This window comes from Thermodesulfobacteriota bacterium (assembly GCA_025062045.1).
GTDB lineage: Bacteria > Desulfobacterota > Syntrophorhabdia > Syntrophorhabdales > JANXAF01 > JANXAF01.
In genome coordinates this window covers 177,899-192,222 of sequence record JANXAF010000001.1, presented here as the reverse complement: position 1 = coordinate 192,222, position 14,324 = coordinate 177,899, and the positions used below count along the sequence as shown (strand labels likewise).

16 protein-coding genes are annotated in these 14,324 nt (G+C 42.7%); 15 read left to right on the top strand and 1 reads right to left on the bottom strand.

The features are described from left to right. Nucleotides 1-6 precede the first annotated feature (6 nt). From cbiD to NZ583_00880, 15 genes are all read left to right on the top strand, one after another. Nucleotides 7-1,080 carry a cobalt-precorrin-5B (C(1))-methyltransferase CbiD gene (gene cbiD / locus NZ583_00950; GenBank protein MCS7280187.1) on the top strand — a complete coding sequence of 358 codons (1,074 nt, stop codon included), beginning with the start codon at nt 7-9 and terminating at the stop codon, nt 1,078-1,080. Beyond that, nucleotides 1,077-1,712 carry a precorrin-6y C5,15-methyltransferase (decarboxylating) subunit CbiE gene (gene cbiE, locus NZ583_00945; GenBank protein MCS7280186.1) on the top strand — a complete coding sequence of 212 codons (636 nt, stop codon included), beginning with the start codon at nt 1,077-1,079 and terminating at the stop codon, nt 1,710-1,712. Before cbiD ends, cbiE begins: the two co-directional genes overlap by 4 nt. Beyond that, a complete protein-coding gene (gene cobI, locus NZ583_00940) occupies nt 1,709-2,428 on the top strand; it encodes a precorrin-2 C(20)-methyltransferase (protein ID MCS7280185.1) in 720 nt (239 codons plus the stop codon). The genes cbiE and cobI overlap by 4 nt, the downstream gene beginning before the upstream one ends. A gap of 10 nt (nt 2,429-2,438) precedes the next feature. Continuing rightward, nucleotides 2,439-3,218 carry a precorrin-4 C(11)-methyltransferase gene (gene cobM / locus NZ583_00935; protein MCS7280184.1) on the top strand — a complete coding sequence of 260 codons (780 nt, stop codon included), beginning with the start codon at nt 2,439-2,441 and terminating at the stop codon, nt 3,216-3,218. After that, nucleotides 3,190-3,927 carry a cobalamin biosynthesis protein gene (locus tag NZ583_00930; GenBank protein ID MCS7280183.1) on the top strand — a complete coding sequence of 246 codons (738 nt, stop codon included), beginning with the start codon at nt 3,190-3,192 and terminating at the stop codon, nt 3,925-3,927. The genes cobM and NZ583_00930 overlap by 29 nt, the downstream gene beginning before the upstream one ends. Beyond that, nucleotides 3,894-4,667, top strand: a complete 774-nt coding sequence (gene cobJ, locus NZ583_00925) for a precorrin-3B C(17)-methyltransferase (GenBank protein ID MCS7280182.1) — start codon at nt 3,894-3,896, stop codon at nt 4,665-4,667. Before NZ583_00930 ends, cobJ begins: the two co-directional genes overlap by 34 nt. After that, nucleotides 4,664-5,353: a Crp/Fnr family transcriptional regulator gene (locus NZ583_00920; protein MCS7280181.1), complete on the top strand. Its 690-nt coding sequence runs from the start codon at nt 4,664-4,666 to the stop codon at nt 5,351-5,353. The genes cobJ and NZ583_00920 overlap by 4 nt, the downstream gene beginning before the upstream one ends. Before the next feature lie 77 nt (nt 5,354-5,430). After that, a complete protein-coding gene (gene hcp / locus NZ583_00915) occupies nt 5,431-7,065 on the top strand; it encodes a hydroxylamine reductase (protein ID MCS7280180.1) in 1,635 nt (544 codons plus the stop codon). A gap of 35 nt (nt 7,066-7,100) precedes the next feature. After that, complete coding sequence (locus tag NZ583_00910) at nt 7,101-9,557, top strand: heavy metal translocating P-type ATPase (GenBank protein MCS7280179.1); 2,457 nt, start codon at nt 7,101-7,103, stop codon at nt 9,555-9,557. Then, complete coding sequence (locus NZ583_00905; GenBank protein ID MCS7280178.1) at nt 9,554-9,772, top strand: heavy-metal-associated domain-containing protein; 219 nt, start codon at nt 9,554-9,556, stop codon at nt 9,770-9,772. The genes NZ583_00910 and NZ583_00905 overlap by 4 nt, the downstream gene beginning before the upstream one ends. A gap of 173 nt (nt 9,773-9,945) precedes the next feature. Continuing rightward, a complete protein-coding gene (locus NZ583_00900) occupies nt 9,946-10,200 on the top strand; it encodes a hypothetical protein (GenBank protein MCS7280177.1) in 255 nt (84 codons plus the stop codon). Continuing rightward, nucleotides 10,178-11,044, top strand: coding sequence for a 4Fe-4S dicluster domain-containing protein (locus NZ583_00895; protein MCS7280176.1), 867 nt, complete (start codon nt 10,178-10,180; stop codon nt 11,042-11,044). Before NZ583_00900 ends, NZ583_00895 begins: the two co-directional genes overlap by 23 nt. After that, nucleotides 11,041-12,393, top strand: a complete 1,353-nt coding sequence (nrfD, locus tag NZ583_00890) for a polysulfide reductase NrfD (protein MCS7280175.1) — start codon at nt 11,041-11,043, stop codon at nt 12,391-12,393. The genes NZ583_00895 and nrfD overlap by 4 nt, the downstream gene beginning before the upstream one ends. A gap of 12 nt (nt 12,394-12,405) precedes the next feature. Further along, the gene (locus NZ583_00885; GenBank protein MCS7280174.1) at nt 12,406-13,104 is read left to right on the top strand and encodes a glycine cleavage system protein H; all 699 of its coding nucleotides are present in this window, start codon (nt 12,406-12,408) and stop codon (nt 13,102-13,104) included. After that, entirely contained in the window at nt 13,105-13,797 is a 693-nt protein-coding gene (locus NZ583_00880; GenBank protein ID MCS7280173.1) for a hypothetical protein, read from the top strand. It begins immediately after the preceding gene. Here the strand turns inward: NZ583_00880 and NZ583_00875 are convergent. After that, nucleotides 13,794-14,321, bottom strand: a complete 528-nt coding sequence (locus tag NZ583_00875) for an archaemetzincin (protein ID MCS7280172.1) — start codon at nt 14,319-14,321, stop codon at nt 13,794-13,796. The genes NZ583_00880 and NZ583_00875 overlap by 4 nt on opposite strands. Between the last annotated feature and the right edge of the window lie 3 nt (nt 14,322-14,324).

The window sequence follows — 14,324 nt, the reverse complement described above, 5'->3', positions numbered from 1 at the left end:
TAAACGATGACTCATGAACTGAGAAAAGGCTATACGACAGGTACATGCGCGCAAGCCGCATCGAAGGCTTCCGCTATAATGCTTTTTGAAAAAAAAGTTATAGATGAGGTTTCTATCGTAACACCCATAGGTGTTCCACTCCGTCTACCCATAGTCGATCAAAAGGTGGACGAGGATTTTGCAAGGTGTGCCGTTATAAAAGACGCAGGAGATGAGCCAGATGTGACAGATAAGATAAAAGTCTACTCAACCGTTCGTGTGTCAGAAAAACCGGGCATAACGATTAAAGGCGGAGAAGGTATTGGGATTGTAACAAAGGCGGGTCTTCCTATCCCAAAGGGTGAGTACGCCATAAATCCAGTACCCAGAATGATGATAATTAAAGAGCTTTCACAGTTTCTTATAATGGTGAAAGGTTTAGAAGTCATAATCTCTGTCCCTTTAGGGGAGGAGATTGCAAAACGGACATTCAACCCAAAACTTGGGATTGTGGGAGGAATCTCCATACTAGGAACGACCGGTTTTGTGGAGCCTAGATCGGTTGATGCTTATAAAACGTCACTTGTGCTTCAGCTTGATATGGTTAAAGCTTCGGGGCATAAAAAGGTGGCCCTCGTTTTAGGATACTTGGGAGAAAGATACTGTAGAGAGGTATTAGGTCTTTCGGAAGAGATGATAGTGAGAGTGGGAGATCATGTGGGTTTTATGGTTGGAGCATGCAAAGAAAAAGGGTTTAAAGAAGTCATTCTTGCCGGATACTTGGGTAAACTTGTTAAAATCGCAAAAGGCCAGCTAAACACCCATAAAAGTTTTGGAGACCTTCGCATAGAGACAATAGCCACGTACGCGGAAAGTCAAGGAGCAAAAAAAGAGACAGTTGAAAGAATCCTAAATGAACGATCGGCTCAGGCAACCGTCGAAATAATCGAAAAAGCGGGTCTTTCGGACCTGTTCGACATGATAGCTAAAGATGTCGTTAAGGCTTTGTCTTCTATTACCGATTCTACTCTCGATATAAGGTGTTTCGTCCTCTCCCTTGAAGGAAGGCTTCTAGGGTTATATCCAAAAGGGGGTTTATGACCCTAAAGAATATAACGATCGTAGGTATTGGACCAGGTTCTATAGATTATGTGACCCCAATTGCAAGGCGCAAAATTGAAGAATCTGATGTGCTTATGGGAAGTGAGAGAGCTTTGGCTTTGTTTGCCGAATTGGAAAAAGAGAAGATTCCGCTAAAAGGCAGCCTTCAGGATTTTGTAAAGATCGCTAAAGATAAAAGCAAGGAAAAAAAGGTTGCTGTCTTAGTCACCGGAGACCCAGGACTATATAGCCTACTTCAAGTTTTTTCTAAGGAGATGGATAAAGGGGCGTTAGATGTAATTCCTGGCATAAGTGTTGTCCAAGTTGCGTATGCAAGGCTCGGTGAGAGTTGGCATGACGCAAAGATCATAAGTCTGCACGGAAGAGAACCTTTCGACCTTGTAGAAAAGGTCAAATCGAGCGAAAACATCTTCCTCTACACAGGGCCCGAATTTCCACCGGATAAAATAGCCGAATTTTTGCTAAATAATGGGGTCGAAAATAGAAGGGCCATAGTAATGGAGAATCTCACGTATTCGAACGAGAAGATAATAGATTCAGATCTGAAAAATATTGCCAAACAGAGAGGCTTCGGCTTATGTGTGATGATAATCAAAGGGGAAGCTTCATGAAGAAAAAATCGTTCGGAAAGCTCTTCGGTGTCGGTATAGGTCCTGGAGATTGGGAGTTACTCACGCTAAAGGCACTAAGGATACTTAAAGAGGTTGATGTTATCTTCTGTCCTAAAGGAGATGAAAAAGGTAGCTCTATTGCCCGTTCGATTGTCGAAAGACTTGTAGATTCTTCAAAGGAATTCGTCGATCTCGTATTCCCCATGACGAAAGACAAAGAGGTTCTCAGAAACTACTGGGAAGGAGCGGCAAAAAGGATCTTTTCAGAAATCGAAAAAGGAAAAAACTGCGCTTTTATCACACTTGGTGATCCTCTTATCTACAGCACATACATCTATCTCCTAAAAACACTGAGAAATCTTTATCCGACAATGGAAATCGAAACGGTCCCAGGGGTAAGCGCAATTAATGCGGCATCGGCAAAGGCAGAAATCCCTCTACTTCAAGGAGACGAATCGATGGCAATAGTCCCTTCCAATGCAAAACCTAAAGTTTTCGAGTACGCGCTTAAAAATTTTGAAACTGTGGTGATAATGAAGATTGGCTCAAAATTAGAAAATGTGCTTCAAAGGCTAAAAAAGATGGGTCTTTTAGATAAGGCTTACCTCATAACTAGAGTCGGTCAAGATGGGGAAAGAGTGATTCATGGTCTTTCTGGTCTTAAAAAAGTAGGAAAGGAAGGATACATGTCAATAATAGTCGTAAGAAAAGACTAAAAAAGGCAAAATGAAAGTTTACTTCGTTGGTGCAGGACCAGGAGACCCAGAGCTTTTGACGATAAAAGGTAGGAAGGTTTTAGAGGAGGCTGATACCATAATCTATGCCGGATCTCTCGTTAATCCTGATATTCTTTCGTTTGCAAAAGAGGGCGCAGAGATATTTGACTCGTCTAAGATGACTTTGGAAGAGATAATCGAAGTTATAAAAAGATCTATAAGGGAAGGGAAGAAGGTCGTAAGGCTTCATAGCGGCGATCTCTCGATTTACAGTGCGCTGCAGGAACAGATAAACGCATGTGAAAAAGAAGGGATAGACTATGAGCTTATTCCGGGAGTAAGCTCATTTCAAGCCGCCTCCAGTGCATTAAAGAGAGAACTGACCCTACCCGACGTAAGCCAGACAGTCATAATTACAAGGATAGGCGGAAGGACTTCCGTTTTAGAGTCCCAAGATTTAGAGGTTTTAGCTAAAAGCAAGGCCACAATCGTTCTTTTTTTAAGCGTCCACGAAATAGAAAAGGTCGTATCTAAACTTAAAAGAGCCGGATTGAGCGATGGCACCCCATGTGCAGTTATTCAAAGGGTAACGTGGCCAGATCAAAAAATATTGACCGGAACTTTAAAGGACATCTCCGAAAAAGTGAAACTTCATGGAATCACAAAACACGCTCTCATAATAGTCGGAGATGTCCTAAGACCAACCTATGGCAGGTCGAAACTCTACGATCCTCAATTCGAACATGGAAGGAGAAAAAAGAGTGAGCCTCGCAATCATAGTTATAAGTGAGGAGGGCCTAAAGATTGCCAATGAACTTTCGGATTTCTTTGGGGACTGTAAGATCATATACACTAAGAGTTTACGGGAGGTAGTGGGTGAGGTTTTCTACCACTACAGTGAGCTAATCTTTGTCATGGCACTTGGTATAGTTGTGAGGGTGATTGCGCCGTATATAAGAAACAAGTACGAGGATCCTGCAGTTGTGGTTGTGGATGAGAAAAAGAGGTTCGCCATAAGCGCCCTTTCCGGTCACGAAGGTGGTGCGAATAGATTAGCAAATCAGGTTGCGGCAATCTTGGGAGCCGAGCCGATAGTAACAACTCGTTCGGATTCTAAAAGGTCACTTATTGTGGGAGTCGGCTTTAGAAAGGGAACAAAAGGCAAAGAGATAGAGGATGCGGTGAGAGAGACTTTGATGGAAGAAGGATACTCTCTAAATGATGTCCTTTTTATTTCCACCATCGATTTTAAAGGGCAAGATCGGGCTCTGAAGGAGGCCTGTGTTAGTCTCGGTTTACCATTGAGAATCATACCCTTCGAACTTGTCAAGAATTTTGGGGGATCCTACGGAAGATCGCCTTTCGTGAAGGAAAAGATAGGGGTGGAGGGAGTAAGCGAACCTTGTGCCCTTCTTGCGGGGAAGAACACAAGCTTAGTCGTTCCAAAAAAGAGGCACGGAAAGGTATGCGTTGCAATAGCAAAGGAAGACTTAGGATAGTTGGCATTGGGCCCGGAAGTAAAGACGATGTGACCTTTGGGGCAAAAAGGGCAATAGAAGAATGCGACATCGTAGTTGGCTACGAAGGTTACATCGATATCGTAAAAGAGATTTTTTCTCAAGAGATACTCTCAGAAAAAGAGGTCATTTCTACGGGTATGGGCCGTGAGCTAACTCGCGCAAAAAAGGCGATAGAAAAGGTTTTGGAAGGATTTGATGTTTGTGTAGTCTCTAGTGGGGATCCTGGAATTTACGGTATGGCGGGACCGATTTTAGAGCTTTTGAATAACGAAGCGATGGAAAAGATAGCGATAGAGATAATTCCCGGTGTAACAGCTGCCTCTGTCTGCGCAAGCCTTCTCGGAGCACCTCTTATGAACGACTTTGCGGTAATATCTTTAAGCGACCATTTAGTTAGTTTAGAGATCATAAAAAAGAGGGTAAAAGCTGCATGTGAGGGAGATTTCGTAATTGTATTTTACAACCCTAAAGCTAAAAATAGGGAAAAACCGTTCCAAGTAGCCTTAGAGATACTCTTAAAATTTAGGCCTCCATCGACACCTGTCGGAATTGTAAAGAATGCAAAAAGAAAATCCCAAGAAGTGATAATCACGAATCTTAATAGAATATCAGGTCTAGAAACGATTGATATGGTCTCTACACTTATCGTCGGAAACTCTTCCACATTTATAAAGGGGAAGTACATGATAACGCCAAGAGGCTACGGAATCGAGGGATGATTGAGGAGAATGTATTCGATTTTGCAATATTATCAGGGCTGAGCGAGAAAGCAAAAGAAGGCATAATCAAAAGTGCAGACCATGGAAGTGTCAAAAAAAAAGGAAAACTATTCCTCGAAGGGCAGACTGCACAGAGATTCTATCTTGTGCTCAATGGAAAATTTAAGCTTACTAAGACAAATGACGATGGTAAATCGGTCCTAATTAGGTATGCTGGGCCTGGGGAAATACTTGGTGCCACTTCGCTTTTTGGTGAAAAATGTTATGGGGTGAGTGCAGAAGCGGTTCACGATTCGAGTGTACTTTCATGGCCGAAAGGTGTGATACTAGAAGCATTGAGGGTATACCCCCAATTGACTCTGAATATCTTAAAGGTCGTAATAGACCGATTTGAAGAGGTGCAAAACCGGCTATTGGAGCTTTATTCGGAAGACCTAAAAAAAAGAATAGGTCGAGCTCTTCTAAGGCTCACGGCATATGAGAGAAAAAGAGTTAGTGCGGGAATCTCTATCGATCTTCCGATATCGAGGGAAGAGCTTGCTCAATACGCTTGTACAACACTTTACTCCGTGAGCAGAATCTTGAAAGACTGGGAATCAAAGGGATGGATAGCCTCTAGGAGGAAAAAAATAGTAATTATCGATCCCGATGCCATAGATGATGTCACGAAGGGATCTACCGGGTGATTTTGATCTAGAGCAAAGAAAGTTTATGAAAGAAGGGGTAATATTAAGAAAGCTTAACGAAAAATGAGGAGGTAAGCATGTTTTGTTTTCAGTGTCAGGAGACGGCAAAGAACGTAGCTTGCACGACGAGAGGAGTTTGCGGCAAGACCGAAACTACAGCGAACTTACAGGATCTTCTAATTTACGTTTGCAAGGGGATAAGCATTTACGCTTCAAGACTCGAAAAGTTGGATCGAGAGATAGGTAGGTTTCTATGTCGGGCCCTTTTTACAACACTTACCAATGTGGGATGGGATGATGAAATTATAATCGAGAGGATAAAAGAGGGGCTGAGATTGCGCGATTCTTTAAAAGGAAAACTAAAGTCCCCACTTACTGATCTTCCTGACTGTGCGACATGGTCGGCTGATAAAAAGGAGGATATCAAAGAAAAAGCATCCTCTTTTGAAGTTCGGATAAACTCGATTCCCGATGAAGACGTAAGATCCTTAAAGTCCCTAATCACATTCGGAATAAAGGGTATTTCGGCTTATGCAGAACATGCTGCGAATCTTGGTTATGAGAGTGACGAAATTTACAATTTCATAGTTGAGGGTTTGGCATCTCTAACGAAGGAACTAAAAGAAGAGGAACTTTTCTCCCTTGTTGTAAAAACCGGGGAGATTGCAGTCAAAACTATCGCTTTGCTTGATGAAGCAAATACGAAGACTTTCGGGCACCCGGAGTTTACGGAAGTAAAAACAAAAGTTGGCTCAAACCCTGGGATCCTAATTACAGGGCACGATCTAAAAGATCTGTACGAGCTTCTTGAGCAGACACAGGGTGAAAACATAGACGTTTACACACACGGAGAGATGCTCCCAGCCCACTTCTATCCTGTCTTCAAAAAATTCAAAAATCTTATAGGTAACTATGGAGGTTCGTGGCCAGCTCAAAACGACGAGTTTGAATCCTTCAATGGACCTATTCTTGCCACAACGAACTGCTTAATCCCACTAAGAAAGGAAAATACCTATCTTTCTAGGTTATTCACACTAGGTCCCGTAAGCTATCCGGGGGCTATTCACATCCCGGACAGAGAAGATGGAAAGCCTAAAGATTTCACAAAGATAATTGAGGTGGCTAAGAGATGTTCTCCTCCAAAGCCGTTAAAGGATAAAAAAATCTATGGAGGATTCGGTCACAATCAGATCCTATCTTTTGCGGATAGGATTTTGGATCTTTTAAAATCCGGAGATATAAAGAGATTCGTAGTGATGGCGGGTTGTGATGGAAGGCATAAGACGAGGGAGTACTTTACGGAAGTCGCAAAGATTTTGCCTAAAGACACAGTGATACTTACTGCGGGGTGCGCCAAATTCAGATACAACACCTTACCCCTCGGTGATATAAAGGGTATACCAAGAGTGATCGATGCGGGCCAGTGTAACGATTCCTACTCCTTGGCATATGTGGCGCTTAAACTTAAGGAGTTACTTGGGTTTTCGGACCTAGATAGCCTACCAATTTCTTTTGATATCGCCTGGTATGAACAGAAAGCGGTAAGTGTCCTTCTTGCCCTTTTGTATCTCGGTTTTAAAGGTATTAGGCTTGGCCCGACACTGCCTGCTTTTATCTCTCCCCGTGTCGGAAAGATGATAGTTGAAAGGTTCGATCTAAAACCGATCTCTTCTGCGGAAGAAGATGTGAAAGCTATGCTTTCTTGTGTCTGATTTTAGACGGAGGGCTACCCTCCGTCCCTTTTTTTATGAACCGGGTGGCTCAAGAAGGGACACAAATACTCATAATCCCAATATCCGGTATGACCTGTTCTGCATGTGTGAAAAGAATAGAGGATAGCCTTTCGAAGATAAAGGAGTTAGAAAGAGTTTCGTTGAATCTCGTTTTGGAAAGGGCAACCGTAGAGGCCAAAGAATTTTCTCGAGAGTTGCTCGAAAAGATAATAAAAACCGTGAAAGATTTAGGTTATGAGGTTGAAACAAACAAAGCGGTGATACCTGTTCAGGGACTATCGATGATCCCGGCTTTTGATATCATAGATAAAAGGCTTAAAAGTAAGATCGGAATTACGTATGTCCATGTCAATCCCTTAGCAGAGGAAATAACCGTAGAGTTTGTGCCGACAATTGTCTCTCTCGAAGATGTGAAAAAGATTTTGACCGATCTTGGACTCTCAATTCTTCATATCGAGGATGAGGATGTAGAATCATTCGAGGAAGTAAAAAAAGAAAAAGAAAAGAAACGACTAAAAAAAAGACTCGTTCTTTCAGCTATTCTTACTTTCTTTGTCCTTTCGGATATGTTTCTTCACTTCTTTTTTATGAGCTTTGACAGACAGAGCATAAACCTTGCCCTTTTTTTTCTCACAACGCCCATCTTTTTTTACGGCGGAAGCGGATTTCTCTTCGCATTTTTGCGCTCCGCAAAGCATCTCTCATTCGATATGAACGCGCTCATCTCGGTGGGTAGTGGTTCAGCTTACCTATACAGTTCCTTCAATACTTTTTTTCCATATATAAAAAAAGGTTCACCACCACTCGATGTTTACTATGAGACATGTGCCGTAATAATAACGCTTGTACTCTTTGGAAGACTTCTTGAACTTAAGGCAAAAAAAAGAGCGTACGAGGCAATAAGAAGACTGGCCTCACTACTACCCAAAAAAGCAACCGTTATAAGAGACGGAAAGATAAAAGAGGTCCCTTTAAAGGAGATAAAAGAAGAAGACGTACTACTTGTGAGGCCAGGAGAGAGGATCCCTGTAGATGGGCTGATAATAGACGGGTATGGTACACTAGATGAGTCTTCGATTACAGGAGAAGCCATACCTAAAGAGAAGAAGACTGGGGATTGGGTTTACGCTTCGAGTCTCAACCTTTTAGGAGCATTCAAGTTAAAGGTGCAAAGAATCGGCAAGGATACGCTTCTTTCCCAAATTGTGGAGATGGTAAAAAGGGCTCAAGCCCGAAAAGCACCTGTCCAAGCCCTGGCTGATAAGATAGCAAGTATTTTTGTGCCCACCGTTTTTTTTATTGCCTTTTTTTCTTTTCTAGTCTGGCTTACTTCGGGATATCCGGCTTCTTTTTCGCTTATGATTTTCGTTTCGGTACTCATCGTTGCTTGTCCTTGCGCTTTGGGTCTCGCAACTCCGATTGCGATCTTTGTGGCCAGTTCAAAGGCGGCAGAGTATGGAATCCTAGTAAGAAACGGGGAAGCTTTTGATTCGGCAAAAAAGATAAATTACGTACTCATCGACAAGACGGGAACTCTAACTTACGGTAAAGTGGAAGTAAAGACGGTCTTTCCTGTAAATGGGTTTGAAGAGGAAGAGATCGTTGCCATTGCAGGGTCCCTTGAGAAGAACTCTGAACATCCTTTAGGACGTGCCATTGTGAGATACGCCATGGCAAGAAATCTTTTTCTTTCTGAACCGGAGTCATTCAGTTACGTTCCTGGTGAAGGGTTGATAGGAGAAGTTACTTCAAAAAAGGTACTAGTTGGCAGTCTATCTTTTGCAAAAAGAATGGGCGTGGAAATAGAACCTCACAGAGAGGTTTATGAAAGGCTAACAGGTGACGGAAGTACTTGTCTTTGTGTAGCAATTGATGGGATTCTTGCCGGTTTTATAGCCATAGGGGACACGCTAAGAGAGGAATCGATTGAGACTATTTCGGAACTTAAAAAGATGGGGATAAGAATCGGTCTTCTCACTGGAGATAGCATGAATGTGGCTAAAATCTTTGCTAAAAGAGCAAATATAGATGAAGTCTTTGGAGATATGCTTCCCCATGAGAAGTCTTTAAAAGTTGAAGATCTCAAAAAGAGAGGATATAAGGTTGCGATGGTGGGAGATGGTATAAATGATGCTCCTGCCCTTAGCCTTTCTGATTTGGGATTCGCGATGGGTAAGGGAACGGATATCGCTGCTCAAACGTCTGACGTAATCCTCATAAACGAGGACTTAAGGGGCATAGTGAGATTTTTAAAGCTCTCCAGAAAGACGAATAAAATAGTAAAAGAAAACCTTTTTTGGGCTTTTTTCTATAATGTCCTTCTTATACCGTGCGCATCAGGTCTATTCTATCCAACGTTTCAGATCCTACTTAAACCTCTTTATGCTTCCTTTGCGATGACATTGAGCTCGCTTTTTGTGGTACTCAATTCTTTGAGAATAAAAGCACTCAATCTGGGAGTAAGAAGATGAAAACGATTACCCTGCAAGTAAAAGGCATGGGATGTAGTCATTGCGAAAGAAGGATCGAATCTGCCGTAAAACGGATAAAAAATGTGATCGCGTGTGAGGCAAATGTAGAGACCGAAACACTAAAAGTAACGTACGAGGGTGAAATAGATTTAGAGGCATTAAAACGAGCTATTGAGTCGGAAGGATACGAATTGGACCTATCCACGAGTCGTTGAAAAATTCAATAGCCCATCGTTGAAAAATTCAACGATCTAATAAATCCTTCTTTTGATTTTTTCCACACTCTTTCAAAAAACCCAAATAATACCAAATAGTTAGCAGAAGGGGAGAAAAGCAAAAAGTTTGGCACGCATATTGCCAATTTATAAGTTAGAAAGGAGGTGAGTTTATGGAAGCCGGAAGATTCATAGAAATTTACCCAGTCCTTCTTTTGGGGGGTGGATTGATCCTTGGGCTCATTTTCGGGTATCTCGCATGGCATCTATTCTTTATGGGTCTATATCCGACAAAAAAGGCCATGGAAGTAAAACTTAGAGAAAAGTCGCTGTTTTACACTCCTGAGCTCGGTTTCACACTAGCAGACGGGGGAGAGAAAGTTCAAGAAAAAGAGGAGGCAGAGGATGAAAAGACGAGAGTTTCTTAAGGTGGCCCTCTCGGGACTTGGTCTTTTCGCATCTTCGGCTATTTGTAGCAAAACCGTCTTTTCTTCTGAGATAAAAGCGAAAACTAAGGAGTTTTTCGGTGTCCTTGTCGATACGACAAGGTGCATAGGTTGTAGGACGTGTGAGGCGAGCTGTGCGGAATCCCACTCCCTTCCAATTCCAAACATAGAGGACAAAAGTGTCTTCACAAAGATAAGAAAGCCGGATGAAAAAACCCTCACAGTTGTCAATAGGTTCCTAACAGAAAAAGGCGAGATCTACGTAAAAATTCAATGTATGCACTGCAACCAACCAGGATGTGTTGCAGCCTGTCTTGTAAAGGCAATGAAAAAGCGAAAGGAGGGACCTGTAACCTGGGATGAGAACTGCATGGGTTGCAGGTACTGCATGGTTTCATGCCCTTTCGACATACCGAAATTCGAATACGACGAGGCCTTCGGTAGGATCATGAAGTGTGATATGTGCTACGGAAGGATAAGTTCTGGGAAAGTCCCAGCCTGTGTCGAAGTCTGCCCAAAGGAGGCTTTAACGTTCGGTACAAGAAGGGATATTTTAAATGAGGCAAAAAAGAGGATCTATCAAACCCCCGGTTTGTACGTGCCTTACATTTACGGGGAAAACGAGGTCGGAGGCACAGCCTTTCTCTACATCTCATCTTATCCATTTGAAAAGCTCAACTTCCAGATGGATCTGGGTTACACGCCTTATCCGGAATACACGACAGGCTTTCTCTACTCTGTGCCTGTGATTCTAATCCTTTGGCCTGCTTTTCTCACAGGTATCCATTACCTAACTAAGGAACGTAAAAAGGAGATTGAAAGATGAGAAAAGAGTTTGAATCCATAACTATTGCGAGAAATGGTCTCACTTTAGCGTTATCGAAACTAGTTCTCTTAACCTTTTACTTCATCGGTTTTCTTGTACTTCTCATTAAAGAATTAAAGCCAAAAGGAAAGGTCCTTACCGCATTTAACGTCATTACTCTTCCTATTATCCTTTTGGGGACCTATCTCATCATAACCCACATGTTTTACGGACTCTCCCACGGAAGTAACGTTTCTCAAGACTTTCCGTGGGGCATATTTATAGGTTTTAACGTCATGGTTGGAGTGCCATTCGCCGGTGGTGCCTATGTCCTAGCATTCGTCGTTTATATCCTTAACGCCGAAAAATACCATCCGATTTTGAGAGCGACCATATTAAACGGTTTTTTGGCCTATGTGTTTTATGCATCCGCCATATTTTTGGACTTAGGAAGGAAATGGAACATTCTAAACCCTATTATCGGAAATGAGTTCGGTGTAAATTCAGTACTTTTTCTTGTTGCATGGCACTTTCTCCTTTACATGATCGCACAGTTTATAGAGTTTTCTCCTGCCATTGCCGAGTGGCTAGAGCTAAAAAGACTAAGAAAGATTCTAAGCTCTATGACGCTCGGTGCGTGCGTCTTTGGAATAGCCCTCTCAACCCTTCACCAGTCCGGGCTCGGAGCTCTATTTATGATGGCGAAGAATAAGTTACACCCCCTCTGGTACACGGAATTCATTCCGGTTCTCTTTTTCGTCTCCAGTATATTTGCCGGACTCTCCTGTGTGATTGTTGAGGGGACCATAAGTAAGAAAGTTTTCAGACATAGGATGTCTGAGGAGTATCTCAAAAACTACGATGATATAGTTATTGGGCTTGCGAGAGGATGTGCCATAACACTTTTTGTGTACTTCTTCCTTAAGGTTTTGATCTTCATACACGGAAAGAGCTGGGTATACATCTCAAGCCCCATGGGGATCTGGTATCTTGTGGAAGTTTTAGGGTTCGTGCTCATTCCTTGCCTTATGTTTTACTACGGGCAAAGGGACAGAAGGATAAATCTCATTAGAGTTGCGGCTTTAGTAACGATGCTCGGCGTCATAATAAACAGGATCAACTACTCCATGATCGCTTACAAGTGGTACCTCCCGCTTAGCGAGAAGTACATACCTACGTGGCAAGAGATAGTTATAACTTTAACGATTGTTTTTACTCAGCTTTGGATCTTCAGATGGGTCGTCAATAGGATGCCGGTCTATGGGGAAGTTCCTGAATGGGCGAAGGAAAAAGAGCTCGAAGAGGAGGAGTATCAAGCTGAACTAGGTTTTACAATGGCAAATGGTGGCCAAAGATACAGAGACTATTAAGGAGGGTTAAAAATGGAAGGATTCACCTATATCGACATATTCGCCACAAAAGGGATCGAGTACATCTTAGTGATACTCTTTCTTGCGGCCTTTGTGGTCTTCTCTTATATGACCTTAAGACCCCGCCGAGCCTCCACAGGTCCAAGTCAATCGCCAAGGACGATTATGAGCAGGCTCTTTAGGATCCCAGATTACCTTTACTACCACCAGGGACACACTTGGGTCTTTCCTGAGGGCGAAAGAATCGCAAGGGTTGGAATAGACGACTTTGCCCAAAAACTTGTAGGAAACGTGGAGGCGATAAAGGTACCTAAAAGGGGAGAAGAGATAATCCAAGGGGAAGTTGGCTGGAGTCTATTTGTTGACGGAAAGGAGATAAAGATGCTTTCTCCTTTGGACGGAGAGATAATAGAGATAAACGAAAAGGTGATAAAGAATCCGAAAAAGCTTTCGGAAGACCCATACGGCGATGGTTGGCTACTTAAGGTTTACTCTCCGAACTTGAAGTCCAATTTAAAAAATCTCCTTAACGGACGGCTCGCAATAAGATGGGTAGATGCTTTAAAAGAGAGTTTATTTTCCAGAATGAACTACAACCTCGGTTACCTCTTGCAGGATGGTGGTTTGCCAATCTCTGGAATGGCAAAGAGCTTGAATCCGGAATCCTGGGATGAGATGGTAAAGGAATATTTCATGACAAAGGACGTGTAGATGGGGATTAGAGCCGTGGACGAAAGATGTGTCTGGATGACAGCGGGCCTCGTACTTTATAAGCTATGCGACAGGGAATACGATTGTACGTCCTGTCCATTCGATATTGCTATGCGTGGAGGGGCCGAAGATCTGGAAAAAGAAGAGGCTCCCTTTTTTAAGATAGAATTCTTCAACTTTTACCATCCAAACCACCTCTGGGTCCGAGTGGAAAACCCATCTAAGGTCACAGTAGGGATAGATAGCTTCCTTTCGTCCTTTTTATCGAGCGTAAGATCGATTGTTTTTCCCAATCCTGGCGATAGGTTTGTCCAAGGTGAAAGGTTTTGCCACATAGTTGAGGGAAGGGGTATACTGCCACTTCCCTCGCCTGTTTCAGGTGTCGTAATATCTGTCAATGGTTCTTTGAAGAAAAAGCCGGAACTTCTACTTTCCGATCCTCTAAACGAAGGTTTTCTAGTGAAGATGAGACCCGACAACTTCGAAAAGGACATAAAGAAGCTCCTCTCCGGAAAAGAAGCTCTACTTTGGCTTAAGAGGGATGAAAGGAGGCTTTATAACTTTCTACTTCAATTAAGCCAGAAGGAAAGAGTCGGACCAACGATGCAGGACGGTGGCTCAAAGAGGTTTGTGGAGCTACTTAGGGAACTCTCAAAGAAAGATTACTTGAAACTGATAGAAACCTTCCTTTAACCCCTGATCACGGAAGAGCAGTAAGAACAGAAAAACTCAGATTTTTCATCTATGTCTTCCACATAGGTGGAAGAATTCATCACACACCCAGGAGTGAGACAGTGGACGAGGCCATAAGTGTGTCCAAGCTCATGAATGGCCTCTTTTATAAGTCTCTTTCTTAAAAGCTCCTCATTTTCAGGTAACCCGTAGAACTTGTTATTCAGTCTGTGGACAGAGACTACCCCCGCTATCCCGTTAAGCTGGGCTTCTCCGAAGACAAACGTGAGGATTGGTATGAATAGATCCACATCTGTGACTCCCAGTATTCTTAATGCGTCCTTAGGGTGGTTATTGAGAAGCTGGATTAGAAACTGGGACGAGTTGTACTGTTTCCTTGAGGGGTTGTAGATGGAGTGGAAGTCTATCTTTTTTGACTCGTATATGACCGTTTTTTTTCTGAAGACTTCTGAGATGCGGAGTCGCAAAAATTCGAGATCATGGTTCTCCTCAAGCCACGCCGGCACTATGTATATGGATGGCATTTA

What these genes read in the sequence shown, in the direction of transcription:
- cbiD (MCS7280187.1), top strand. Translation starts at nt 7, where the DNA reads ATGACTCATGAACTGAGAAAAGGCTATACGACAGGTACATGCGCGCAA.
- cbiE (MCS7280186.1), top strand. Translation starts at nt 1,077, where the DNA reads ATGACCCTAAAGAATATAACGATCGTAGGTATTGGACCAGGTTCTATA.
- cobI (MCS7280185.1), top strand. Translation starts at nt 1,709, where the DNA reads ATGAAGAAAAAATCGTTCGGAAAGCTCTTCGGTGTCGGTATAGGTCCT.
- cobM (MCS7280184.1), top strand. Translation starts at nt 2,439, where the DNA reads ATGAAAGTTTACTTCGTTGGTGCAGGACCAGGAGACCCAGAGCTTTTG.
- cobJ (MCS7280182.1), top strand. Translation starts at nt 3,894, where the DNA reads ATGCGTTGCAATAGCAAAGGAAGACTTAGGATAGTTGGCATTGGGCCC.
- NZ583_00920 (MCS7280181.1), top strand. Translation starts at nt 4,664, where the DNA reads ATGATTGAGGAGAATGTATTCGATTTTGCAATATTATCAGGGCTGAGC.
- hcp (MCS7280180.1), top strand. Translation starts at nt 5,431, where the DNA reads ATGTTTTGTTTTCAGTGTCAGGAGACGGCAAAGAACGTAGCTTGCACG.
- NZ583_00910 (MCS7280179.1), top strand. Translation starts at nt 7,101, where the DNA reads ATGAACCGGGTGGCTCAAGAAGGGACACAAATACTCATAATCCCAATA.
- NZ583_00905 (MCS7280178.1), top strand. Translation starts at nt 9,554, where the DNA reads ATGAAAACGATTACCCTGCAAGTAAAAGGCATGGGATGTAGTCATTGC.
- NZ583_00900 (MCS7280177.1), top strand. Translation starts at nt 9,946, where the DNA reads ATGGAAGCCGGAAGATTCATAGAAATTTACCCAGTCCTTCTTTTGGGG.
- NZ583_00895 (MCS7280176.1), top strand. Translation starts at nt 10,178, where the DNA reads ATGAAAAGACGAGAGTTTCTTAAGGTGGCCCTCTCGGGACTTGGTCTT.
- nrfD (MCS7280175.1), top strand. Translation starts at nt 11,041, where the DNA reads ATGAGAAAAGAGTTTGAATCCATAACTATTGCGAGAAATGGTCTCACT.
- NZ583_00885 (MCS7280174.1), top strand. Translation starts at nt 12,406, where the DNA reads ATGGAAGGATTCACCTATATCGACATATTCGCCACAAAAGGGATCGAG.
- NZ583_00880 (MCS7280173.1), top strand. Translation starts at nt 13,105, where the DNA reads ATGGGGATTAGAGCCGTGGACGAAAGATGTGTCTGGATGACAGCGGGC.
- NZ583_00875 (MCS7280172.1), bottom strand. Translation starts at nt 14,321, where the DNA reads ATGCCATCCATATACATAGTGCCGGCGTGGCTTGAGGAGAACCATGAT.